The sequence below is a fragment of the Mesorhizobium sp. C416B genome (assembly GCF_030323165.1).
Classification (GTDB): domain Bacteria; phylum Pseudomonadota; class Alphaproteobacteria; order Rhizobiales; family Rhizobiaceae; genus Mesorhizobium.
In genome coordinates this window covers 394099-415809 of sequence record NZ_CP100471.1, presented here as the reverse complement: position 1 = coordinate 415809, position 21711 = coordinate 394099, and the positions used below count along the sequence as shown (strand labels likewise).

Annotated in this window: 20 protein-coding genes; 12 read left to right on the top strand and 8 right to left on the bottom strand. The window is 63.2% G+C overall.

The window, feature by feature from the left end; translation table 11 throughout:
• Positions 1 to 129: 129 nt before the first annotated feature.
• Positions 130 to 396, top strand: a complete 267-nt coding sequence (locus NLY43_RS02155) for a hypothetical protein (protein ID WP_023685989.1) — start codon at positions 130 to 132, stop codon at positions 394 to 396.
• 342 nt (positions 397 to 738) lie between these two features.
• Here the strand turns inward: NLY43_RS02155 and NLY43_RS02150 are convergent, their stop codons facing one another.
• The 4 genes from NLY43_RS02150 to NLY43_RS02135 form a co-directional block, all read right to left on the bottom strand.
• Positions 739 to 1287, bottom strand: a complete 549-nt coding sequence (locus tag NLY43_RS02150; RefSeq protein ID WP_023673495.1) for a hypothetical protein — start codon at positions 1285 to 1287, stop codon at positions 739 to 741.
• A gap of 82 nt (positions 1288 to 1369) precedes the next feature.
• Positions 1370 to 2437, bottom strand: coding sequence for a YcjF family protein (locus NLY43_RS02145; protein WP_023712399.1), 1068 nt, complete (start codon positions 2435 to 2437; stop codon positions 1370 to 1372).
• Positions 2434 to 3912: a YcjX family GTP-binding protein gene (locus NLY43_RS02140; protein WP_023712398.1), complete on the bottom strand. Its 1479-nt coding sequence runs from the start codon at positions 3910 to 3912 to the stop codon at positions 2434 to 2436. Before NLY43_RS02140 ends, NLY43_RS02145 begins: the two co-directional genes overlap by 4 nt.
• An 86-nt stretch (positions 3913 to 3998) precedes the next feature.
• Positions 3999 to 4502: a SixA phosphatase family protein gene (locus NLY43_RS02135; RefSeq protein WP_023693370.1), complete on the bottom strand. Its 504-nt coding sequence runs from the start codon at positions 4500 to 4502 to the stop codon at positions 3999 to 4001.
• A 254-nt stretch (positions 4503 to 4756) separates the two neighbouring features.
• Here NLY43_RS02135 and dksA point away from each other — a divergent pair, with 254 nt between their 5' ends.
• Positions 4757 to 5173, top strand: a complete 417-nt coding sequence (dksA, locus tag NLY43_RS02130) for an RNA polymerase-binding protein DksA (RefSeq protein WP_023673491.1) — start codon at positions 4757 to 4759, stop codon at positions 5171 to 5173.
• Positions 5174 to 5347: 174 nt separating this feature from the next.
• On the opposite strand, the gene NLY43_RS02125 is transcribed toward dksA, so the two are convergent.
• Entirely contained in the window at positions 5348 to 6064 is a 717-nt protein-coding gene (locus tag NLY43_RS02125) for a flagellar biosynthetic protein FliO (RefSeq protein ID WP_023693371.1), read from the bottom strand.
• 205 nt (positions 6065 to 6269) lie between these two features.
• On the opposite strand from NLY43_RS02125, the gene cckA reads away from it, so the two are divergent.
• Together cckA and NLY43_RS02115 are read left to right on the top strand one after the other, a co-directional pair.
• Positions 6270 to 8840, top strand: a complete 2571-nt coding sequence (cckA, locus tag NLY43_RS02120; protein WP_023688649.1) for a cell cycle histidine kinase CckA — start codon at positions 6270 to 6272, stop codon at positions 8838 to 8840.
• A gap of 84 nt (positions 8841 to 8924) precedes the next feature.
• Complete coding sequence (locus NLY43_RS02115; protein ID WP_023712397.1) at positions 8925 to 9635, top strand: purine-nucleoside phosphorylase; 711 nt, start codon at positions 8925 to 8927, stop codon at positions 9633 to 9635.
• Between the two features lie 5 nt (positions 9636 to 9640).
• On the opposite strand, the gene NLY43_RS02110 is transcribed toward NLY43_RS02115, so the two are convergent.
• Positions 9641 to 9943, bottom strand: coding sequence for a ribbon-helix-helix domain-containing protein (locus tag NLY43_RS02110; RefSeq protein ID WP_023670924.1), 303 nt, complete (start codon positions 9941 to 9943; stop codon positions 9641 to 9643).
• Between the two features lie 220 nt (positions 9944 to 10163).
• Between NLY43_RS02110 and NLY43_RS02105 the strand changes: the two genes are divergently transcribed.
• The 3 genes from NLY43_RS02105 (at position 10164) to NLY43_RS02095 (ending at position 12786) form a co-directional block, all read left to right on the top strand.
• Positions 10164 to 10559 carry a VOC family protein gene (locus NLY43_RS02105; protein ID WP_023684616.1) on the top strand — a complete coding sequence of 132 codons (396 nt, stop codon included), beginning with the start codon at positions 10164 to 10166 and terminating at the stop codon, positions 10557 to 10559.
• Positions 10560 to 10639: 80 nt separating this feature from the next.
• Positions 10640 to 11164 carry a twin-arginine translocation pathway signal gene (locus NLY43_RS02100; RefSeq protein ID WP_023712396.1) on the top strand — a complete coding sequence of 175 codons (525 nt, stop codon included), beginning with the start codon at positions 10640 to 10642 and terminating at the stop codon, positions 11162 to 11164.
• Positions 11165 to 11214: 50 nt separating this feature from the next.
• Complete coding sequence (locus NLY43_RS02095; RefSeq protein ID WP_023712395.1) at positions 11215 to 12786, top strand: GMC family oxidoreductase; 1572 nt, start codon at positions 11215 to 11217, stop codon at positions 12784 to 12786.
• Positions 12787 to 12850: 64 nt separating this feature from the next.
• Here the strand turns inward: NLY43_RS02095 and NLY43_RS02090 are convergent, their stop codons facing one another.
• Entirely contained in the window at positions 12851 to 14764 is a 1914-nt protein-coding gene (locus tag NLY43_RS02090) for a PhoX family protein (protein ID WP_023713237.1), read from the bottom strand.
• A gap of 117 nt (positions 14765 to 14881) precedes the next feature.
• Positions 14882 to 15277, bottom strand: coding sequence for a hypothetical protein (locus NLY43_RS02085; RefSeq protein WP_023712393.1), 396 nt, complete (start codon positions 15275 to 15277; stop codon positions 14882 to 14884).
• Positions 15278 to 15589: 312 nt separating this feature from the next.
• On the opposite strand from NLY43_RS02085, the gene urtA reads away from it, so the two are divergent.
• The 5 genes from urtA (at position 15590) to urtE (ending at position 21374) form a co-directional block, all read left to right on the top strand.
• Positions 15590 to 16900 (top strand): urea ABC transporter substrate-binding protein, encoded by a 1311-nt coding sequence (urtA, locus tag NLY43_RS02080; RefSeq protein WP_023688643.1) that lies wholly within the window; start codon positions 15590 to 15592, stop codon positions 16898 to 16900.
• 112 nt (positions 16901 to 17012) lie between these two features.
• Positions 17013 to 18629, top strand: coding sequence for an urea ABC transporter permease subunit UrtB (gene urtB / locus NLY43_RS02075; RefSeq protein ID WP_023712392.1), 1617 nt, complete (start codon positions 17013 to 17015; stop codon positions 18627 to 18629).
• Positions 18626 to 19858 carry an urea ABC transporter permease subunit UrtC gene (gene urtC, locus NLY43_RS02070; protein ID WP_023688641.1) on the top strand — a complete coding sequence of 411 codons (1233 nt, stop codon included), beginning with the start codon at positions 18626 to 18628 and terminating at the stop codon, positions 19856 to 19858. The genes urtB and urtC overlap by 4 nt, the downstream gene beginning before the upstream one ends.
• Positions 19859 to 19862: 4 nt before the next feature.
• On the top strand, positions 19863 to 20609 hold the full coding sequence (gene urtD, locus NLY43_RS02065) for an urea ABC transporter ATP-binding protein UrtD (protein ID WP_023696501.1): 747 nt from the start codon (positions 19863 to 19865) through the stop codon (positions 20607 to 20609).
• Between the two features lie 69 nt (positions 20610 to 20678).
• Positions 20679 to 21374, top strand: a complete 696-nt coding sequence (urtE, locus tag NLY43_RS02060; RefSeq protein WP_023712391.1) for an urea ABC transporter ATP-binding subunit UrtE — start codon at positions 20679 to 20681, stop codon at positions 21372 to 21374.
• Positions 21375 to 21711 lie beyond the last annotated feature (337 nt).

Here is a 21711-nt window from a genome sequence, read left to right as displayed (position 1 = left end):
GCAGCGCTGCACAGGTTTATGCGCCGCACACGTTGCGTTTTGCCGCAATCGGCGGCTATGGGACGCCAGGCTTCGGCCGTTGGAAGGCAGCGACGATCAAGTTCTGCCTTCGTGAGGAGAATGACTGACATGAAGAAGTTTTTGCTCGTCGGCGTGGGTGTCGCCATGCTTGCCGCATCGGCCTGTTCGAAGGCGCCTGAATGCACGCAGGAAATCGCGGCCAAGAAGGCGCAGGAAATGACCGCCGCGCTGCAGGAAGCGATCACCAAGGATCCGACCAAGGCCGCCGACCTGACCGCCAAGGTGCAGGCTGTGACGACCAAATATCAGGGCGCCACCACGCCGGCCGACGCCTGCAAGGCCTATGACGATCTGACGGCCGCCATCAAGGGCTGATTCTTCGTTCGGAAATTGAGGAAGGCGGTGGCTCGAGTAGCCGCCGCCTTTTTTGCTGGTGTTCTTAAAGCGCATCGCGCTGACACGGAGGACCGCCGGCACGCACAGGACCATGACACGTTGGCCTTGCTGTGGCTTGGGCCATCGGAGACGCTGACATCGTCGGTTGCGCGCCACATGTCCGGTCGCGGCAGAAAGGTGCGGCCCGAGCGGCCCGTGCTTGAGGAGCGCCAACCTGGCCGCAAGGTGGCGTGTCCTTCCCGACATCGAGCTGAGCGGAACAGCTCAGCTAACGCGCAGTGCAACCCCGTTCCGCGCTTTTTTCGGGGAACCGCTTGAGAGTCAGTTTTTGGCGATGGAGCCGACTTCGACGGCGTCGACGCGCTTGAGGCTCATGCCGATGACCGGCACCAGCTGCTGGTCGACGCGCACGGCGATGGTCACCGTCATCGAATTGTCGTCGGGAATGCGGGCCTGCATGACGCCGCGCAGCTGGTTGCGGTTGATGGTGAAGACGACTTTGCGGGCATCGACCACGTTGCCGCCGATGATGTCCAGGCCCGACCCCGCGGCGCCGCCCATGAAATTGCCCTTGTAGTCGCGGCCCTTGCGCTCGACGGTCGCCGACATTTTCTGGGTGAAGACACCGACGCGGCAGTCGCCATCGAGCGTCATGCCGGTCTTGTTGTCCGGCGTCGAGCCGTCGAAGCTGCAGGTGAACTTCGTGCCCTTGTATTTGCCGGCGATGATTTCGCCCGGGCCGACCCATTTGCCTTCGACGGTGCGGAAGAACTGTTTGTCGGGCTCGGCTGCAAAGGCTTTCCCGGTCGGGCCCAGAGGTGCTGCAAGCGCGACCAGGGGCAGGACGCAGGACAAGATTACGCTTTTCATAGACGACACCCGGCAACAAGGAGGCTGTTGTTGGACGACCATGAACAAGATTGGTTAATGCTTGGTGACCGCGAGGGGGCGTTCACTTGGTCGAGGCGGGTGCTTCATTCTCTTTTCTGGCCGCAAACGAGGTCAGCGCCGACAGGAAATCGCCCATACCCGGCCGCCTGCCGGCAATGAAGGGCAGGGGCCGCGCCGTCTCCATGGCAGCAATGCCGATACGCGCCGTCATCATGCCGTTGACCACGCCTTCGCCGAGTTTCGCCGAAAGCCGTGCGGCAAGGCCATGGCCGACGATCTGCTGGACAAAGCTGTCGCCGACGGCGATCGAGCCGGTCACCGCCAGATGGGCAAGAACGCTGCGCGCCAGCCGGAAAAAGCCCAGCGTGCCCGGCCTGCCGCCGTAGAGTTCGGACAAGCGGCGGATCAGGCGCCCGGCCTCGAACACGACATAGGCAACGTCTACGAGTGCGCGGGGGCTGACGGCGGTGACCAGCGACACGCGTTTGGCTGCTTCGAGGATCATCACCTTGGCTCTCGCATCGAGCGGCCCGAGAATCTCGGTCTCGGCCAGTCGCACCAGATTGCCGCCATCGATGATCTCGCCGCGCAATTCGGCCAGGGAGCGCCTGCCGGCCGCGGTTTCGGGTTTCGCAGCGACAAAGGCCGAAAGCTCTTCGACGACGGCCCTTGCAGCCTTCGGATCGTCGCGCGCCATGGCATCGAGCGCCCGCTTTTGCAGTTTTTCGACCTCGGCCAGCCGGGCGATAGCCAGGAATTCGCGCACCAGCACGACTGCGAGGGCCAACACGGCAATTGCGGCCATTCCCGCTGCCAGCCACCCCAGCCACTCTGCGCGCTCGAACAGGTCGCGGATGAGCTGGTCGGTCCACAGGCCGACGGCGAGCGAAACCAGCACGCCGACCGCGCCGAAAAACAGGCTGGCAAACAGCGAGCGCCTGCGCGGCGCGGTCGCCGGCGGCGGTTCGGCGGCGACAATGTCCGGCTCATCGAAGACATCGATCTCGGCCGGCACGACGACGGTGCGCGACTTGCGTGCCGGCGGCTCGGCATGGGGGCGGCGCGTTTCCTGCTTCGGTTCGGCCTCCGGCTCGATGCGGAAAGCTGCCGGTCTGCGGGGCGCGGTCATGCCAGATGGTCTCCGATCAGGAACTGCAAGGCGCGGTCGAGCCTGATATGCGGCAGCGACAGCGTGACGCCTTCAGCGGTGCGTTCGAGCTTTGGCGGGCGAAAGCGCACGAAACGGATCGCCGGATCGTCGCTGCTCTGCCGGTGGTCGGCTTCCGAAACGTCGAAAACCGCGTCAATTTTCTCCGGCAAGTCCCCGGGAAATATGGCGGTTTCGGCTTTACCATCAAAGGTTTCGCCGTTGATCTTCTCGCCCTTCAGCGGCGTGCCGATGATCACCGGCAGGGTTTCGCGGCCTTGCTTGACCGTGCCTTCGCGCGTCGCGCGCACCGCCGCCATGGCGACCACGTCGACATCGGCGCCGGTGAAATTCGCCCGCGCCACGGCGCGGTCGGCAAGCCGCCGCACGATTGCCTGCAGGCGGTCATGGCTTTCGTGATGCAGATGGTCGGCCTTGGTCGCGGCAACCAGGATGCGGTCGATGCGGCGTGAAAACAGGTCGGTGAGGAAATTGCCTCGGCCAGGACGGAAACAGGAGAGGATTTCGGTCACCGCGCGTTCCAGGTCGGCCATCGCGCCGGGGCCGGCGTTCAACGCCTGCATAGCGTCGATCACCACGATCTGGCGGTCAAGGCGGGTGATATGCTCGCGGAAGAACGGTTTCACCACATGCGTCTTGTAGGCTTCGTAGCGGCGCTCCATCATCGCTTGCAGCGAGCCGGAGCGCGGCCGTTTCTCACCCTTGAGCAGCAAGGGCGCGAAGGTCAGCGCCGGCGATCCCTCGAGGTCGCCAGGCATCAGGAAACGGCCGGGCGGCAAGGTCGAAAGCGCCCGCTCGTCGAGCTTGCAGGCCTTGAGGTAGGCGGCAAAGCTCTCGGCGAGGCGTCGCGCCGTCATCTCATCGGCATCGGCATTGGGGTCGATGGTCGCCGACAGCGTCCGCCAGTCCTGCGACAGGTCGGCCCGCACCGGCAGCATCGCCATCTCGAACGCCTCGCGCGAAAAATCGGCGAAGGATTTGCCGAGCAGCGGCAGGTCGAGCAGCCATTCGCCGGGGTAGTCGACGATGTCGACCGACAATCGGCCGCTGGAAAACATCCGGTTCCAACCGGAGGCAGACTCATATTCGATGGTGAGCCTGAGTTCCGAAATGGCGCGCGTCGAGTCCGGCCATGTGCGGTCGTTGACCAGGGCGGAGATATGGTCCTCGTACTGAAAACGCGGCACGGCATCGTCCGGCTGTTCCTCGAGGAAGGCGCGCGCGATCCGTCCCGACTTCTGCGCCTCGAACAGCGGCAGGCGCCCGCCATGGATGAGATTGTGGACGAGAGCCGAGATGAACACCGTCTTGCCGGCCCGGGACAGGCCGGTGACGCCCAGCCGAAGCGACGGCGAAAAAAGCCCGCTCGCACGCCCCGACAGCGTATCCAGGGCAATTCTCGCTTCGTCGGTGAAAGTGGTCAGCGATGATGCCAAAATCTGTTCTCTCAGGCGTGCTCTTGCGCCCGATATAGGCTTTGCGGTTCAAGTTTGAAATGGCGCCCGGCCTCGGCCGGCTCGGCTCAGAGATCGACGGGCGTCAGGAAGGCTTCGAGGTAGCCCGCCCCTTGCGCAGCCTCGGTGAGGGTGCCGTCGAAGCGCACGACCGCAAGGCCGGAGGTCGGGAAACCATGGTTCATGATGGCCCGAGCAGCCTCGTCGCCGTCGCCCGAGACCGCCATGGCAAGGTCTTCCGTCATCGGATTGTGGCCGATGACCAGCAGCGAGCCGGGGCCGCCATTGCTGCGGATGATGGCGAGGTAGCCGGCGGCATCCTCGCTGTAGAGCGTGTCGAAGAACAGCACCCGGCCGGTATCGGTGTGGCCGGCGATGCCTTCCAGCGTCTGGCGCGCCCGCTTGGCGTTGGAGCAGAGCGTGATATCGGGGATGTAGTTGCGGGCACGCATCGCCGTCCCCATCATTTCGGCATCGGCAATGCCGGATGCGTCGAGCGGGCGATCGAAGTCGCGCACGCCGGGCAGGGCCCAGCCAGCCTTCGCATGCCTCAACAGATACAGTCTGCTCACCGGACCCCCAATGGTGCGCTGCCCACCAATGACACAACTGGATTAGCCACGAGAAAGGCCTGAGGCACAATGGGCGGCGACGCCCAAGCGCAGCGAATCATGTGCGAATTCGCCCGCGCCCTTCCTATGGAAGGCTTTGCTGAGGATCGCCCGCGCGGCATTAACAATTGCGTGAAACGCGCGCGGATTACGCTTGTGCAGCCTTCTCTGCGCGAATATATAGGCGCCAAATTTGGGGTTGTTGGGTGAGTCGAATGAACGATATCGTTACAGCCAATTACGTACCCTCCGAAGACGAGCCGTTCATGAACGAACGGCAGAAATCCTACTTTCGCCTGAAGCTCGTCACCTGGAAGACCGACATACTGCGCGAAGCGCGCGAAACCCTCGAAATCCTGCAGCAGGAAAACGCCAACCATCCCGATCTCGCCGATCGCGCTTCCTCGGAAACCGACCGCGCCATCGAGCTTCGGGCCCGCGACCGCCAGCGCAAGCTCATTTCAAAGATCGATTCGGCGCTGCAGCGCATTGATGAAGGCACATACGGCTATTGCGAGGAAACCGGCGAGCCGATCGCGCTGAAGCGGCTGGATGCGCGTCCGATCGCGACCTTGTCGATCGAAGCGCAGGAGCGCCACGAACGCCGCGAGAAGGTCTATCGCGACGATTGAGCCGCTGCCGTCAGGCAGGACTGTTTCATCAGAAATGGCCGGGTTTCCCGGCCATTTCTGTTTTTGGCCGAAGGGTTTAGTCCGCCCCCAAGTTAAAGCGCGTCGCGTTGAAACGGACGAGACGCTTAAGCGGCGTCGATCGGGAATCGGCAAGATGTGACGGTTCGCCGGGCTTTATCGTTTCTGGCTGGCGAGTTCGCCGAGCAGCTTGGTCATCTCGTCGTCGAGAGACTGCGGTGCCTTCGCAGCCGGCTTGCTTGCCGGTTTGGGGTGCGAATCGTCGAGCGAGACCTCGAGTTCCCGCATCAGCGTATCGTCGATGGACTCATGCTTCGGTGGCGGGGCCTGCCGGGCAGTATTGGCGGCGGAGCCATAGGCCGGCAGCGGTGTCACATTGCTCGCCTGGTAGATTTGAGCCGGTTTCGGCGCCGGTGCGGCCTGGCGCGGCGGAACGGCGGCTGGAGCAGCCCTTACCGGTTGCGGCGGTGGCGCCTGCCTTGCGGGCGCGGTGGGAGCGGGTTGTGCTGCGCGCGGCCGCGGCGCCTGTTGCTGCTGGCCAACACCGCCATCGCCGGTCAATGCCGGACGGCGTGGCGCTGCAAGTCTGATATCGCGCTCGACGACAACGTCGGTCGGGCCGCCGATCAAAAGCAGGTGTTCGATGTCGTCGCGACGGATGAGCACCAGCCGGCGGTGGCTGTCGACCGCCGTGGCGTCCATGACCGCCAGCCGTGTCTTGCGGTTCCTGCCGCCGGCAACGAAGGTGCCGAAGGTCAGGTTGCGGACCAGCCTGATGATGATGAGCACGATGACCAGCAGGACAAGGGCAGCAAACGTCCACAGCAGCGCTGCGGCATATCCGGGACCCGCCACATTATCCAGCCACTGCATCGGTGCCCCCAATCGGCTTTTGAAGTGGAGGGACACTAGACCGTTGCGGCCAGCCACCGCAAGTTGCCTTCACGCTTCGTGAACAGCTTGAAAACACCGACGCGTCATTTTTATCCGACATTTGCCGCCAAGGCCTTTTCCGGATTAGGAGAATGTGATTCAACCGGCCGGGGGCGGTGTCGGACAACTCACGAGCAGGGGGCATATGGCCAGGGAAACGCGCGGCGATTTCTATCCGGTACCGATCGTCGATCAGAACACGCGGCCAGGCGCGGTTACCCGGCTCATCGTGTTCATCATCGTCCTGACTGGGGCCGCGATCGTTTTCGGCATTTTCCGCGAGCGTCTTGGCGATCCGTTCCTGCTCGGCATGCTGGGCGTGCTTGCCATGATCGGCGTCGGCTTCCTGTTCGCCACGGCCATCGGCTTCGTGCAGATCGCGCCGCGTTCGACCGGGGACGAACTGTCGAAGGCCTTCGTCGATTCGATGTCGCAGGGCCTGATCGTCACCGACACCAAGGGCCGCGTCGTCTACGCCAACCGGGCCTACGCCGAGATGACCGGTGCCGCGTCGGCCGCCGATCTGAAGACGGTCGAAGGCCTGCTTTCCGATGTCCCCGAAGCTTCGGTGACCATATACCGGCTGGCCTCGGGCTTGCGCGATGGCCAGGCCGGCGACGGTGAGTTCCGGCTAGCACAGTCGATCCGGCCGGGCGCCGAACCCGGCGCGCGCTGGTACCGGGCGCGGGCCCGGACCTTCAGCGTTCCCGGTCAGCGCCTGCCGATGCTTGCCTGGCAGCTTGCCGATATCTCGCAGGAGCGGGCCGAGCAGGAGCGTTTCTTCCTCGACTTGCAGAAGGCCATCGACCATCTCGACCATGCGCCGGCCGGTTTCTTCTCGGCCGACCAGGAAGGCCGTGTCACCTACATCAACGCCACGCTCGCCGAATGGCTGGGCATCGATCTGGCGAGCTTCACCCCTGGCGCCGTGACACTCCCGGAAATCGTCGCCGGCGACGGCATGGCGCTGGTGCGCTCGGTCAAGGCCGATCCCGGCACCACCCGCAACGCCGTCATCGATCTCGATCTGACGACGACAACCGGCGAGGCGGTGCCGGTGCGCTTCATGCATCGGGTCTCGGCCAGCCGAGAGGGGACCAACGGTCCGACCCGCACCATTGTGCTCAACCGCACCCAGGGCGAGGACGCATCGGCCGACCTTCGTGCTTCGGAAGTGCGCTTCACCCGTTTCTTCAATTCGACGCCGATGGCCATTGCTGCCGTCGACAATGGCGGCCGCATCCTGCGCACCAACGCGCCGTTCCTGTCGCTGTTTTCCTCCGTCGTCGACGGCGACGCGGTTGACCGCCGCGTGCGGCTGGACACCGTGATCCATGAGCGCGACCGGCCGGCCTTTGCCGCCGCCTTCGAGAAGGCGCGGCTGAGGCAGGCCGACATCGAGCCGATCGACACGCTGCTGCCCGGCAATGAGGAGCGTCACATCCGCTTCTACGTCAACGCCGTCGCCGACGGCACCGGCGAGGGCGCCGAGGAATCGGCCATCGTCTATGCCGTCGAGACCACCGAGCAGAAGGCGCTCGAGGGCCAGATGGCGCAGAGCCAGAAGATGCAGGCAGTCGGACAGCTCGCCGGCGGCATCGCCCACGACTTCAACAATGTGCTGACCGCCATCATCATGGCGTCGGATCTTTTGCTGACCAATCACCGGCCGTCGGACCCGTCCTTCCCCGACATCATGAACATCAAGCAGAATGCCAACCGGGCGGCCTCGCTGGTGCGGCAGTTGCTCGCCTTCTCGCGCAAGCAGACATTGCGGCCGGAAGTGCTGAACCTGACCGACGTGCTTGCCGATCTCCGGATGCTGCTTGCCCGCCTGGTTGGCAACGAGATCAAGCTGAAGGTCGACCACGGCCGCGATTTGTGGCCGGTCAAGGTCGATATCGGCCAGTTCGAGCAGGTGGTGGTCAACCTGGCCGTCAACGCACGCGACGCCATGCCGGCTGGCGGCGACCTCACCGTGCGCACCCGCAACGTCACCGCCGAACAATGCAAGAGCTTCTCCTACCGCGAGCTCACGCCTGCCGACTATGTCGTGGTCGAGGTCGAGGATAGCGGCTCGGGCATTGCCCCGGACGTGCTGAAGAAGATTTTTGAGCCGTTCTTCACCACCAAGGAAGTCGGCAAAGGCACCGGCCTTGGCCTGTCGATGGTCTATGGCATCATCAAGCAGACCGGCGGTTTCATCTTCTGCGATTCCGAAGTCGGCAAGGGCTCGACCTTCCGCATCTTCTTGCCGCGCCATATCGTGGAGGCGAAGAAGCCCGGCGACGTCAGCGAGGCGCCGGCTGCGCCGGTGAAAGCCGCCGACAGCGCCAAGGACCTGTCGGGCTCGGCCACTGTGCTCCTCGTCGAGGACGAAGACGCCGTGCGCATGGGCGGCTCGCGGGCGCTGACCTCGCGCGGCTATACCGTCCATGAGGCCTCCTCGGGCGTCGAGGCGCTGGAAGTCTTCGAAGCGCTCGGCGGCAAGGTCGATATCGTCGTGTCCGACGTGGTGATGCCGGAAATGGACGGACCGACGCTGCTCGGCGAACTGCGCAAGCGCCAGCCCGACATCAAGTTCGTCTTCGTGTCCGGCTATGCCGAAGACGCTTTCGCCAGAAACCTGCCGCCGGACGCGCAATTCGGCTTCCTGCCGAAGCCGTTCTCCCTCAAGCAGCTGGCCACCGTGGTCAAGGATGTGTTGGAGTCTTAGGGCGCCCTAATTCAAAGCTTGCGCAATGACGTGACGCTGCCATGATTGCAGGCGAAACGGGCGGCGGGTATTGGGGAGCATGTCGTGACGCCGCACAACGAGGCTGCCAGGGGCGACTATGCCGCAACGGTGCTGTTACCGGGCGATCCGCAACGCGCCGAGTGGATGGCAAAGACATTTCTTGAGGCACCGCGCTGCGTCAACCGCCGCCGGGGCGCACTCGGCTTCACTGGTCTCTATCGCGGCCGTCCCATCAGCATCCAGGCCACCGGCATCGGTGTCCCGTCCTTCCTGGTCTATGTGCATGAACTCCTGGATGTTCACGGCGTCAAAACGCTGATCCGCACAGGTACCTGCGGCGGCCTGACACCCCGCGTGCCGCTGCGCTCCTTGGTGATCTCGCAGTCGGTGCGCGCCGAAAGCGACCAAAGCGGCCAGGTCTTCGGCCTCTACGATGCTGCCGCCGGGCCCGATCCCGGCCTGTTCGCCCACGCTTTGGCCTGCGCCGCCCAGCTCGGCATCGACCACCAGGCCGGGCTGACCATCTGCAGCGATGTCTTCTACCACCCTGTAGGGCGCGACCGCTTTGCCGAAGCGCAGGCGCTTGGCGCTCTCGCTGTCGATATGGAAACCAGCGCACTCTACCGAATCGCGGCGCATTTCGGCGCCCGCGCGCTGTCGCTGCTGACCGTCGTCGACAACATCGTGACCGGCGAACAGACTGCCTATTCCGAACGTCAGGCGCTGTTCACCGATATGGCGCGGCTCGGGCTCGACGTTGCGGCGGAAGGCTAGCTTCCTCAGGCCGCTTCGCGCTTCGGCGTCAGCTCATCCATGTCTGGCCGGTGACCGCGCAGATAGAGCGCGCAGGTGGTACGCAGCATCGACGCGAAGTTGGGAATGGCGCCGTTGATCTCGATCGCCTCGTCATAGAGTTTTGAGATGAACTTCGGCGTCGTCAGGCCCTGGCTGTCGGCAATTTCGTCAAGCAGCGCCCAGAACGTTCCTTCAAGCTGGATACTCGTAGAGTGACCGTCGATGCGGATCGACCGGTTGATCTGTCGATAGCCTTCCGGATCCTGCCCGGCAAAAACCCTGCACATCCTTACCTCCCGATATTGTTGGTTTTGGGCGCAGCGTGTCGCGCCTTCAAGTTGTGGTTGTCCCTGCATGTTCGGCCTTGTGGGCCGAATCGGCAATCGGACTTTCGTCTTTAGGCGCTGGCATAGCAGCGATTGCAAATTTAGCCGTGGTAACCGGCTGCCACCACCTTTCGCGCGTGCCGCCCATAATCGCCTCCAACATGCAGCGGCGGAGACTGATTTGGCGAAGGCAATCCATTCCATGATCCGGGTTCTCCAAGAGGCCAGATCCGTCGATTTCTACAGAAACGCTTTCGGGCTCGACGTCGCCGACAGGCTGGATTTCGAGACATTCACGCTGATTTACCTTGCCAACGCCGAAACGGGGTTCGAGCTCGAACTCACCGTGAACAAGGGCCGCACCGAGCCTTATGGGCTTGGCGACGGTTACGGCCATCTGGCGGTCTCGGTGTCCGATCTCGACAGCGAACACGACCGGATCGGCGCGCTCGGCCTCAACCCCAAGAAGATCGTCGAATTCAACCGCGACGGATCGCTGATCGCCCGCTTTTTCTTCATCGAGGACCCCGACGGCTACAAGATCGAGGTTCTGCAGCGTGGAGGGCGCTTCCAGTAGGGGATTATCAGCCGCATTCAGCCGCGCGGCGCCAGCAACGGCGCTGTTCAAGGGCGCAAACAGCAAGCAGGGAGGAACAAATGGTCACGATCTATGACGCGAGGCTCTCACGTCGTGAACTTCTCAAACGCGGCGGCATCGGCGCGTTGCTCGTCATTTCCGGCAGCGCCGTCATCAGCCCTGAAAATGCCTGGGGGCTCGAGACATCGGCGCTCAAGCCCGAAACCATGGCGACGCTGATCCAGATGGCGCGCGACATCTATCCGCACGATCAGGTGCCCGACAAATACTACGCCATCGCCGTAAAAGGGCATGATGAGCAGGCCGGCAAGGACGCTGCCTACAAGGCGATGATCGAAGACGGCATCGCCGACCTCGACAAGAAGTCGGGCGAGGGCGGCTATCGCGGCCTCGGCTGGGAGGAGCAGCGCGTTGCCGTGCTGCAGCAGATCGAGGCGACGCCGTTCTTCCAGTCCATCCGCGGCGGCCTCGTCGTCAGCCTCTACAACCAGCAGGAGGTGTGGCCGATCTTCGGCTACGAGGGCGAATCCTACTCCAAGGGCGGCTACATCGCGCGCGGTTTCGACGACATAGAGTGGCTCTGAGCCCTCCGTCGTTTTGAAACCCCGCAAACAGGAATTCATGGGAGGAAACCATGGCAGCTTCATTTGATCTCAACAACGACGGCGTGGTCGTGATCATCGGCTCCGGCGCCGGCGGCGGCACGCTCGGCAACGAACTCGCCCAGAAAGGCGTCGATGTCGTCATCCTCGAGGCCGGCGCGCGCCACGAATACGAGGATTTCATCAACGACGAGTGGGGTTCCTTCAGCCAGCTCGCCTGGACGGACAAGCGCACAACCTCAGGCGACTGGCGGGTGTCGAAGGATTTCCCCAGTTTGCCGGCCTGGATCGTCAAATCGGTCGGCGGCTCGACCACCCACTGGGCCGGCGCCTCGCTGCGCTTCCAGGAGCATGAGTTCAGGACGCTCTCGACCTACGGCAAGCTGGAAGGCGCCAACCTGCTGGACTGGCCGGTCACATTGGCCGAGATGGAGCCGTACTACGCCAAGGCGGAAGCCAAGATGGGCGTCACCGGCACCAATGGCTGGCCGCGGCTGCCCGGCAACAACAATTTCAAGGTGCTCAAGGCCGGCGCCGACAAGCTTGGCTACAAGGAATGTCATACCGGCAACATGGCAATAAATTCGGTCGAGCGCGACGACCGCAACTCCTGCCAACAGACCGGCTTCTGCTTCCAGGGCTGCAAATGGAGCGCCAAATGGTCGACGCTCTACACCGAGATTCCCAAGGGTGAGGCGACCGGCCATCTCGAGGTCCGGCCAAACGCCATGGCGATCAAGATCAACCATGGCGCTAGCGGAAAAGTGACCGGCGTCGTCTATGCCGACAAGGACGGCAATCTGCAGGAGCAGAAGGCCCGCATCGTCGCCGTCGCCGGCAACTCGATCGAAAGCCCGCGCCTGCTGCTGAACTCCGAGTCAGCGAAGTTTCCGCAAGGGCTTGCCAATTCGTCGGGGCAGGTCGGCAAGAACTACATGCGCCACACCACCGGTTCGGTCTACGCCATTTTCGACCAACCGGTGCATATGTATCGCGGCACCACCATGGCCGGCATTATCCGCGACGAGGCGCGGCACGATTCCTCACGCGGCTTTGTCGGCGGCTATGAATTCGAGACGCTGTCGCTCGGCTTGCCCTTCATGGCCGCCTTCCTCAATCCCGGCGGCTGGGGCCGTTCATTCACCACCGCGCTCGACCACTATGATCACATGGCTGGCCTGTGGATCGTCGGCGAGGACATGCCGCGCGCGGAAAACCGCGTCACGCTGCACAAGGACGAGAAGGACGCGCACGGCATGCCGATCGCCGACGTGCATTTCGATGATCATCCCAACGACACGGCGATGCGCAACCATGCCTACAAGCAGGCCACAGCGCTTTACGATGCGGTCGGCGCGACGCGCTCCTTCCCGACGCCGCCCTATCCCTCAACCCACAATCTCGGCACCAACCGGATGAGTGAAAAGGCGGAAGACGGCGTCGTCAACAAGCACGGCCAGGCGCACGACATCAAGAACCTGTTCGTGTCGGACGGCAGCCAGTTCACGACCGGTGCGGCTGAAAATCCGACGCTGACGATCGTGTCGCTGGCTATCCGCCAGGCCGAATACATCGCTTCGCAAATGTCGGCCAAGACGATCTGAGCCGTCCTCCCGGATCGCTACGCGGAACGCGCATGGCGCGTTCCGCCTTTTTCACTAGGACTCACTATGCGCCGACCGGCTGTCCGTCCCTGCGGCGGATGGCGACGACGGAAGGTCGCGGCAACTGGCCGTCTTTGAAATCGGGCCATAGCGTCTGCGCCTTGTCGAGCGTCTCGGCATCTTCCGCAGGGTGCTGCACCGACAGGAACAAAGTCGTGCCGTCCGGCGTGAAGCACGGGCCGGTCGCTTCGGCGCCGTGCGGGCAGGTGAACAGCAGCTTCGGCAGGCCGCGCGCCGCACCTTCGGTGTCGACGCCATAGACGCCGTCCGGCAGGTCGAAATCATTGGCGCCGTCCGTCGCCACCCACAGCCGCCCCGCCGGGTCGAAGGTGATGTTGTCGGGGCAGACGAACCAGCCATTGTCCGACGTGTCCGGATGAAAAGTGGCGCCGACCTTGGCATCTTTCGGGTTGCCGCAGAGCACGAACAGGTCCCAGGCATACTTTTCCGCCGTGTGGTCGGCATCCGCGCCGCGGCCGCCGGGCGGGATCAGTTCGACAATATGGCCCCAGAGATTTTCCGGCCGCGTGTTGGCCGGATTGACCTTTGACTGGTCGCGCTTCTTGTTCTTGGTCATCACCGCATAGACGCGGCCGGTCACCGGATTGGTCTCGATGTCCTCGGGCCGGTCCATCGGCGTGGCGCCGAGCGCATCTGCCGCAAACCGCGTCTTCAACAGCACCTCGGCCTGGTCGGCAAAACCGTTCTCGACGGTAAGCTTGCCCTGGCCGTGCACCAACGGCAGCCACGTCATCGAGCCATCGGCATCGAAGCGGGCGACCGACAGCACGCCATCGTCGAGCAGATCGGCGCCGGAGGCCGGGTTGGCCTTGTCATAGGCCTTGGCCGAGACGAAGCGGTACATATATTCGAAATAGTCGTCGTCACCCATATAGACGACAACGCGGCCGTCCTTGTTGAGGACCACGGTCGAGGCCTCATGCGACATGCGGCCAAGTGCCGTGCGCTTCACCGGCCTGGACTGAGGATCGTAAGGGTCGATCTCGACCACCCAGTCGAAGCGGTTGGCCTCGTTCGGTTCCTTGTCGAGGTTGAAGCGGTCATGGAAGCGGCCGCGGCCATAGATGTCGGAGCCGTCGAAGCCGTAACGGTCGAGCAGGTCGGCAGTCGGCGCCTTTTTCGGGTCGCCGCCGAAAATATCGGACACGCCTTCCTCGCAGGTCAGCACCGTACCCCAGGGGGTGAAACCGCCGCTGCAGTTGTAGCTGGTGCCGAGCACTTTGGTGCCAGTCGCGTCGGCCGAGGTCTTCATCAGCGCATGGCCGGCAACCGGTCCGGAAACGGTCATTTCGGTGTTGGCGGTGATGCGGCGGTTCAGCGGACTGTCGGCTACGGTTTCCCACTTGCCGTCCTTCAATTGCACCTCGACGATCGAATGGCCCATCGCGGCCATCCCGAGATCGACCTGTTCCCTGGTCATCGTCTTGCCGGCATCGCCCTCGGTCATCCCCGGAAACATCACATTGGGCGAGATGTATTCGTTGTTGACGCAGAGCAGGCCATGATCGGAATTCACCGTGCCCTTCGGCAGCGGCATGAAGGCGATGTAGTCGCAATTGTAGCCGAAGCGCTTTTCCTGTTCCTCCGCCGCGACCTTGTTGCCGTCGAATTCGGCGAGGCCGGCTGCAAGCGGATCTCCCCAGCGCGCGACGATGGTCGTCTCATAGCCTTCGGCGGCGGCATGGGTCTTGTCGTAGACCCGCTTCAGCTCGGGAAACCCGAGCGTCGACTGCGCTGCGGCGGCATGCGTTTCGCCGGCAAACAAGGAGCCGACAAAGCTGCCGCCGGCAATCAGCGCGCCGGAGGCGAGGCTGCCTTTCAAAAGAGACCGGCGCGAGACGCGCTCGGCAATGATTTCGCGGATGACGGGGGAGGATGAAGACGGTGTATTGGCCATGGTGTCTGCCTCTCAGGGTGGATGTTACGGCGCACCGTTGCCCTAGTCTGCTTAGGCAACATTCACATGACATAAGAGGAAGGTTTTGCCGCAACTGGGCGCGGCACTACGCATCGCTCAGCCCTTGGTGCAGGTCGAGGCGGTGAAGGCGCCGTCGGGCTGCTTCAGAATGATGTCGAATGACGGGGCGGTCTCGCCGTCCAGTGTTGCCTGTGTCATGGAGACGGAGTTGCCACCGGTGGTATAGCCGCCCAGCGGCCCGAGCCAGGTGATCTCGCCATTGGCATTCATCTGATAGTTGTAGCCTTGCGTCGCGGTGCCGAATGTCACCGGACCACTATAGACATTGCCCTTGATGGTGATGTCGCCGAGGTTGAGGAAGGCGCCGAGCAGGTAGACCTCGCAATGATAGTTGCCGTCCGGAAGCTTGCCCTCGCTGAAATCGGCGCGCGCGGCGCCGCTCGTTGCCATCAGCAGCAGGATGCCGGAAATGCATGAGGTGCGAGATGTCATGACGTCACTCTTTTGAAGGGCGAGCTTGCCCTATTTTTGCGCGGTACCGCAACATTGTTAGCCCGGAACACACGGCCGGAGATCAAAAACTAGGCATTTGTCTCAATTGGGCAACAATTAGGCAAAAGCCATGTGCGCTGCGCAAATTTGCCTCAATCAATTTTCGCCGGCTACCACTGTTTTCTCGAGGCTAATATACCAACCGGCTGATAACGCTCGGCTATTCCATCTTCGTGAGCGGCGCCTTTGCGTTTGGCACGGCAGTTGCATTGCATTATCGCGGTGCAATCAAACAGCTTGGGAGTCTTCGGTATGAGGGGTAATTTCTCCACAATAACAAAAATGTTTTCGGCCGGCGTGGTCGCCGCCGGCCTGTCGATGTCGTCTCCGGCCCAGGCCGCCGAAGACACGATCAAGGTCGGCATTCTGCATTCGCTGTCGGGGACCATGGCGATTTCGGAGACGACGCTGAAAGACGCCATGCTGATGCTCATCGAAGAGCAGAACGCCAAGGGCGGCCTGCTCGGCAAGAAGCTTGAGGCGGTCGTTGTCGATCCGGCCTCCAACTGGCCGCTCTTCGCCGAGAAGGCGCGTGAGCTGATCTCCAAGGACAAGGTCGCCGCCGTGTTCGGCTGCTGGACTTCGGTGTCGCGCAAATCGGTGCTGCCGGTGTTCTCGGAACTCGACAACATCCTGTTCTACCCCGTCCAGTATGAGGGCGAGGAAAGCGAGCGCAACGTGTTCTACACCGGCGCCGCCCCGAACCAGCAGGCGATTCCCGCTGTCGATTATCTCATGAGCGAAGACGGTGGCTCGGTGAAGCGCTGGGTGTTGGAAGGCACCGACTACGTCTATCCCCGCACCACCAACAAAATCCTCGAGGCCTATCTGAAGGCCAAGGGCGTCGCCGCCGAAGACATCATGGTCAACTACACGCCGTTCGGCTTCTCCGACTGGCAGACCGAAGTCTCCGCAATCAAGAAATTCGGCTCGGCCGGCAAGAAGACCGCCGTCGTCTCGACCGTCAATGGCGACGCCAACGTTCCGTTCTACAAGGAACTCGGCAACCAGGGCATCAAGGCCGAGGACATCCCGGTCATGGCCTTTTCGGTCGGTGAGGAAGAACTGGCCGGTCTCGATACCGCGCCGCTGGTCGGCCATCTCGCTGCCTGGAACTATTTCGAGAGCGTCGACACACCCGAAAACAAGAAGTTCATCGCCGACTGGCACAAGTTCATCAAGAATGACAAGCGCACCACCAACGACCCGATGGAAGCTCACTATATCGGCTTCAACATGTGGGTGAAGGCGGTCGAAAAGGCTGGCACCACCGATCCCGACAAGGTCATCGACGCCATGGTCGGCGTGTCCGTGCCGAACCTCACCGGCGGCTATTCGACCATGATGCCGAACCATCACATCACCAAGCCGGTGCTGATCGGCGAGATCCAGGCCGACGGCCAGTTCGAGACCGTGTCGCAGACGCCCGGCCTCGTGATGGGCGACGAATGGTCCGACTATCTGCCCGATTCCAAGGACCTGATTTCGGATTGGCGCGCGCCTCTGTCCTGCGGCAACTTCAACGTTGCCACCGGCAAATGCGGCGGCAAGGGCACGAACTGATCCCTCCCGGGACTGACCGATCGTGGACGCGTCCACGATCGGTACCGCCAAGCGTCCGGGCGCTTCAGCCCGCCCGGACGCGGAATTTCCCCACAGAAGAGTATCTGAACGGATGATCCTGTTGCGCACTCTCGGCCTCATGCTGGTGTTCCTGGTGGCAAGCCTATTGCCGTCGAACGCAGCCGAAGCCGATCTGCGCGCCATCGTCGCCAAATTCGCCACGGGCACGGGCTTTGCCACCACTGAGGCTGTTGTGCGCGAACTTGCCGCCACCGGCGATCCGCTGGTTGAACGGCCGCTTGCAGCCCTCGCCGAAGGCAATCTCTACATTCGTAAAGCCGATTCAGCCGTCTTCGTCGGCAGTGAGGCCGCCGACAGCGTCACGCTGCTCGACCCGCTGAGCGGCGAGAAAGCCGGCGACGCCGCCAAGGCCGACATCACCAAGATCAAGGTCAACAACACGCTGCGCCGTGTCATCCGAGATGCGCTGGGAACGCTGACGTTGCGCGCGAAAGATCCTTCTGTCCGCATCGCCGCCGCCGACACCATGTTCAAGACCCCCGATGCCGCCAATATCGAGCCGCTCGATGCAGCCATCGCCGCCGAGACCGACGCCAAGGTCAAGGCATTGTTCGAACAGGCGCGCGCGGCATCGGTGCTGGTCTCCGATAAGCCGGAGGCCGACAAGCTTGCCGCCATTGCCCTGATCGGCGCGCGCGGCGACCGCGACGCGGTCTCGCTGCTCACCGCGGTCGAGGCCAATGCGCAAGGCGCGGTCAAGGATGCCGCGACGGCGGCAATCGCCAGCATCAATTCGAGCCTGGCGCTGTGGGATGCCGGCCAGAACATATGGTACGGCATCTCGCTTGGCTCGGTGCTGCTGCTGGCCGCCATCGGCCTCGCCATCACCTTCGGCGTCATGGGCGTCATCAACATGGCGCATGGCGAGATGGTGATGCTCGGCGCCTACACCACCTTCGTCGTCCAGCAGGTGATCCGAACCTCATTCCCCGGCCTGTTCGACTGGTCGCTGGTGATCGCGCTGCCGCTCGCCTTCCTGGTTGCCGCTTCCGTCGGCCTGATCATCGAGCGCGGCGTCATCCGTTTCCTCTACGGCCGGCCGCTGGAAACGCTGCTCGCAACCTGGGGCGTCTCGCTTGTCCTGCAGCAGGCGGTGCGCTCGATCTTCGGACCGACCAACCAGGAGGTCGGCAACCCCTCCTGGATGTCGGGATCGTTCGATGTCGGCCAACTCGCCGTCACCTGGAACCGCCTCTGGATCCTGGTCTTCGCGCTCACCGTCTTCGGCGTGCTGCTCTTTGTTATGAAGCGCACGCCCTGGGGCCTGCAGATGCGCGCCGTCACCGCCAACCGCCGTATGGCCGCCTCGATGGGCATCAGGACGCCTTGGATCGATGCGCTGACCTTTGCGCTCGGCTCCGGCATTGCCGGCATTGCCGGCGTCGCGCTCAGCCAGATCGACAATGTCTCGCCCAATCTCGGCCGCGGCTACATCATCGACAGCTTCATGGTCGTGGTCTTCGGCGGCGTCGGCAATCTCTGGGGCACGCTGGTCGGCGCCTTCTCGCTCGGCATCGTCAACAAGGTTCTCGAACCCTATGCTGGCGCGGTGCTCGGCAAGATCGTCGTGCTGGTGCTGATCATCCTGTTCATCCAGAAGCGCCCGCGCGGCCTGTTCGCGCTCAAGGGCAGGGCGGTGGAAACATGATCACGGGACGCTTCTTCGCCGCGGGTGCCGACCGTCGCATCGCCATCACTATTTTCATCCTGCTGACGGCCGCCATTATCGTGCCGCTGCTCAACCTCGCAGTGTCGCCGCAAAGCGCGTTCTATATTCCGTCCTACATCGTCGCGTTGACGGGCAAGTACCTCTGCTATGCATTGCTTGCCTTGGCGCTCGATCTCGTCTGGGGCTATTGCGGCATCCTCTCGCTCGGCCATGGCGCCTTCTTCGCCCTCGGCGGCTATGCGATGGGCATGTACCTCATGCGCCAGATCGGCTCGCGCGGCGTTTACGGCAATCCGATCCTGCCCGATTTCATGGTGTTCCTGAACTACAAGGAATTGCCCTGGTTCTGGACCGGTTTCGACCACTTCTGGTTCGCCGCCATCATGGTGCTGGCGGTGCCCGGCCTGCTCGCCTTCGTCTTCGGCTGGTTCGCCTTCCGCAGCCGCGTCACCGGCGTCTATCTCTCCATCATCACCCAGGCGATGACCTACGCGCTGCTGCTCGCCTTCTTCCGCAACGACATGGGTTTCGGCGGCAACAACGGCTTGACCGATTTCAAGGATATTCTGGGCTTCAACGTGCAGGCCGACGCCACCCGCTCGGCCCTGTTTGCCGCCAGCGCCATCATACTCGCGCTCGCCGTCTTCATCACCTGGGCGATCGTCGGCTCCAAATACGGCAAGCTGCTGATGGCGGTGCGCGACGCCGAGAGCCGCACCCGCTTCCTCGGCTGGCGGGCGGAGAACGTGAAGCTGTTTGCCTTCACCGTCTCGGCTGTCATGGCCGGCATCGCCGGCGCGCTCTATGTGCCGCAGGTCGGTATCATCAATCCCGGCGAATTCGAGCCGTCCAATTCCATCGAAGTCGTGATCTGGGCAGCCGTCGGTGGGCGCGGCACCATTGTCGGCCCGATCGTCGGCGCGCTGCTGGTCAACGCCGGCAAATCCTGGTTCACCGGCCTGCTGCCGGAGTTCTGGCTGTTTGCGCTCGGCGGCCTGTTCGTCGCCGTAACCCTGTTCCTGCCCAAGGGCATCGTCGGCATGTGGGATTCCTGGCGCGGTAACGCTCGGGCGATGCGGGCTGCAGCGATTGCAGAGGAAGCGGGCACAGACCCTGATGCCGCGCCGCCATTGAAGATCGTGCGCAGCGCAGCAACAACGCCCGGTGCCTGGTCCGCGTCCGGGCCTGAACCGCAGCCGGCGGAATAGAGCGATGTCGAAGTCCAACACCATCCTCTATCTCGACGGCGTCTCGGTCTCCTTCGACGGTTTCCGCGCCATCAACAATCTGTCGCTGGTGCTCGACAAGGGCGAGATGCGCGCCATCATCGGTCCCAACGGCGCCGGCAAGACGACGATGATGGACATCGTCACCGGCAAGACCCGGCCCGACGAGGGCGAAGTGTTCTTCGACGGCCAGGTCGATCTGACCCGGCACGACGAGGCGGAGATCGCCATGATGGGCATCGGCCGCAAATTCCAGAAGCCGACCGTCTTCGAAAGCCACAGCGTCGAAGACAATCTGATGCTGGCGCTGAAGGGCCCGCGCTCGATCTTTCCGGCGCTGTTCCATCGCCGCTCGGCCGCCGAAGCCAGACAGATCGACGACATCCTCGGCATCATCCGGCTGGGCGACAAGCGCCACGATCTGGCAGCCAATCTCAGCCATGGCCAGAAACAGTGGCTGGAGATCGGCATGCTGCTGGCGCAGGACCCGAAGCTGCTTTTGGTTGACGAGCCGGTCGCAGGGATGACCGATGCCGAGACCGAGGAAACCGCGCGGCTGCTCAAGGACATAGCGCGCGACCATTCGGTCATCGTCGTCGAGCACGACATGCATTTCGTGCGCGAACTCGGCGTCAAGGTCACCTGCCTGCATGAGGGCTCGGTGCTGTCGGAAGGCTCGCTCGATTTCGTCTCGGCCGACGAGCGGGTCGTCGAAGTTTATCTCGGGAGATGAGCATGGTCTGGCGGGTGCAATTCCATCGCTTCGACTTTTCGTTCCTCCGCTTCTGGAGAAGGCGCTGACATGCTCGAAGTTTCCAACGTCACGCTCCATTACGGCGCTGCTCAGGCGTTGCGCGGTGTGTCGCTGACGGCGGGTGCCGGCAAGATCACCTGCGTGCTCGGCCGCAACGGCGTCGGCAAGACCAGTTTGATGAGATCGATCGTCGGCCACCACCGGCTGACGAGCGGAAGCGTTGCCTTCGAGGGGAAGGCGCTCGACCGGAGCGCGGCGTATGATCGCGCCCGGTCGGGCATCGCATTCGTACCGCAGGGCAGGGAGATCTTTCCGCTGCTGACGGTGCGCGAAAACCTGGAGTCCGGCTTTGCGCCGTTGAAGCGCGCCGACCGCAACGTGCCGGCGCATGTCTTCGAACTGTTTCCGGTGCTGAAGCAGATGCTGGGGCGGCGCGGCGGCGATCTCTCAGGCGGCCAGCAGCAGCAGCTCGCCATCGGCCGGGCGCTCGTCATGCGGCCGAAACTGCTGGTGCTCGACGAGCCGACCGAAGGCATCCAGCCCTCGATCATCAAGGACATCGGCCGCGCCATCCACTATTTGCGCGATCAGGCCGGCATTGCGGTGCTTCTGGTCGAGCAATATCTCGATTTCTGCCGCGAGCTCGCCGACGAGGTCAACATCATGGACCGCGGCCAGATCGTCCACACCGGCCCGGCCGAAGATCTCGACCGGGCGGACGTCAGGAAGTTTCTGACGGTTTAACGCAGGTCGACGGCTGCACGGATCGTACACGTCGAAGATTGGCTGAAATGCCCACAATCACTTCGTCATTCTAGGGCGGAGCCAAGGAGCGGAGCGACGCGCGCAGACCCTAGAATCCATGCCGCGACATCAGCCAAAGAGTGCCGCGATGCAGAACAAGATCGCTTCTGCGGCACATTGGCATTCCACATTCTGCACCGTTAATGACGCTTCTTCATCCCGGCATGGATCCCTGGGTCTTCGCTCCGCTTCGCGTCGCTACGCCCAAGGATGATGAAGTCGGGAAGGTCCGCACCCGTTGCGTCGGACTTTCGTCCGAGGCCGCCACACTCTGGCA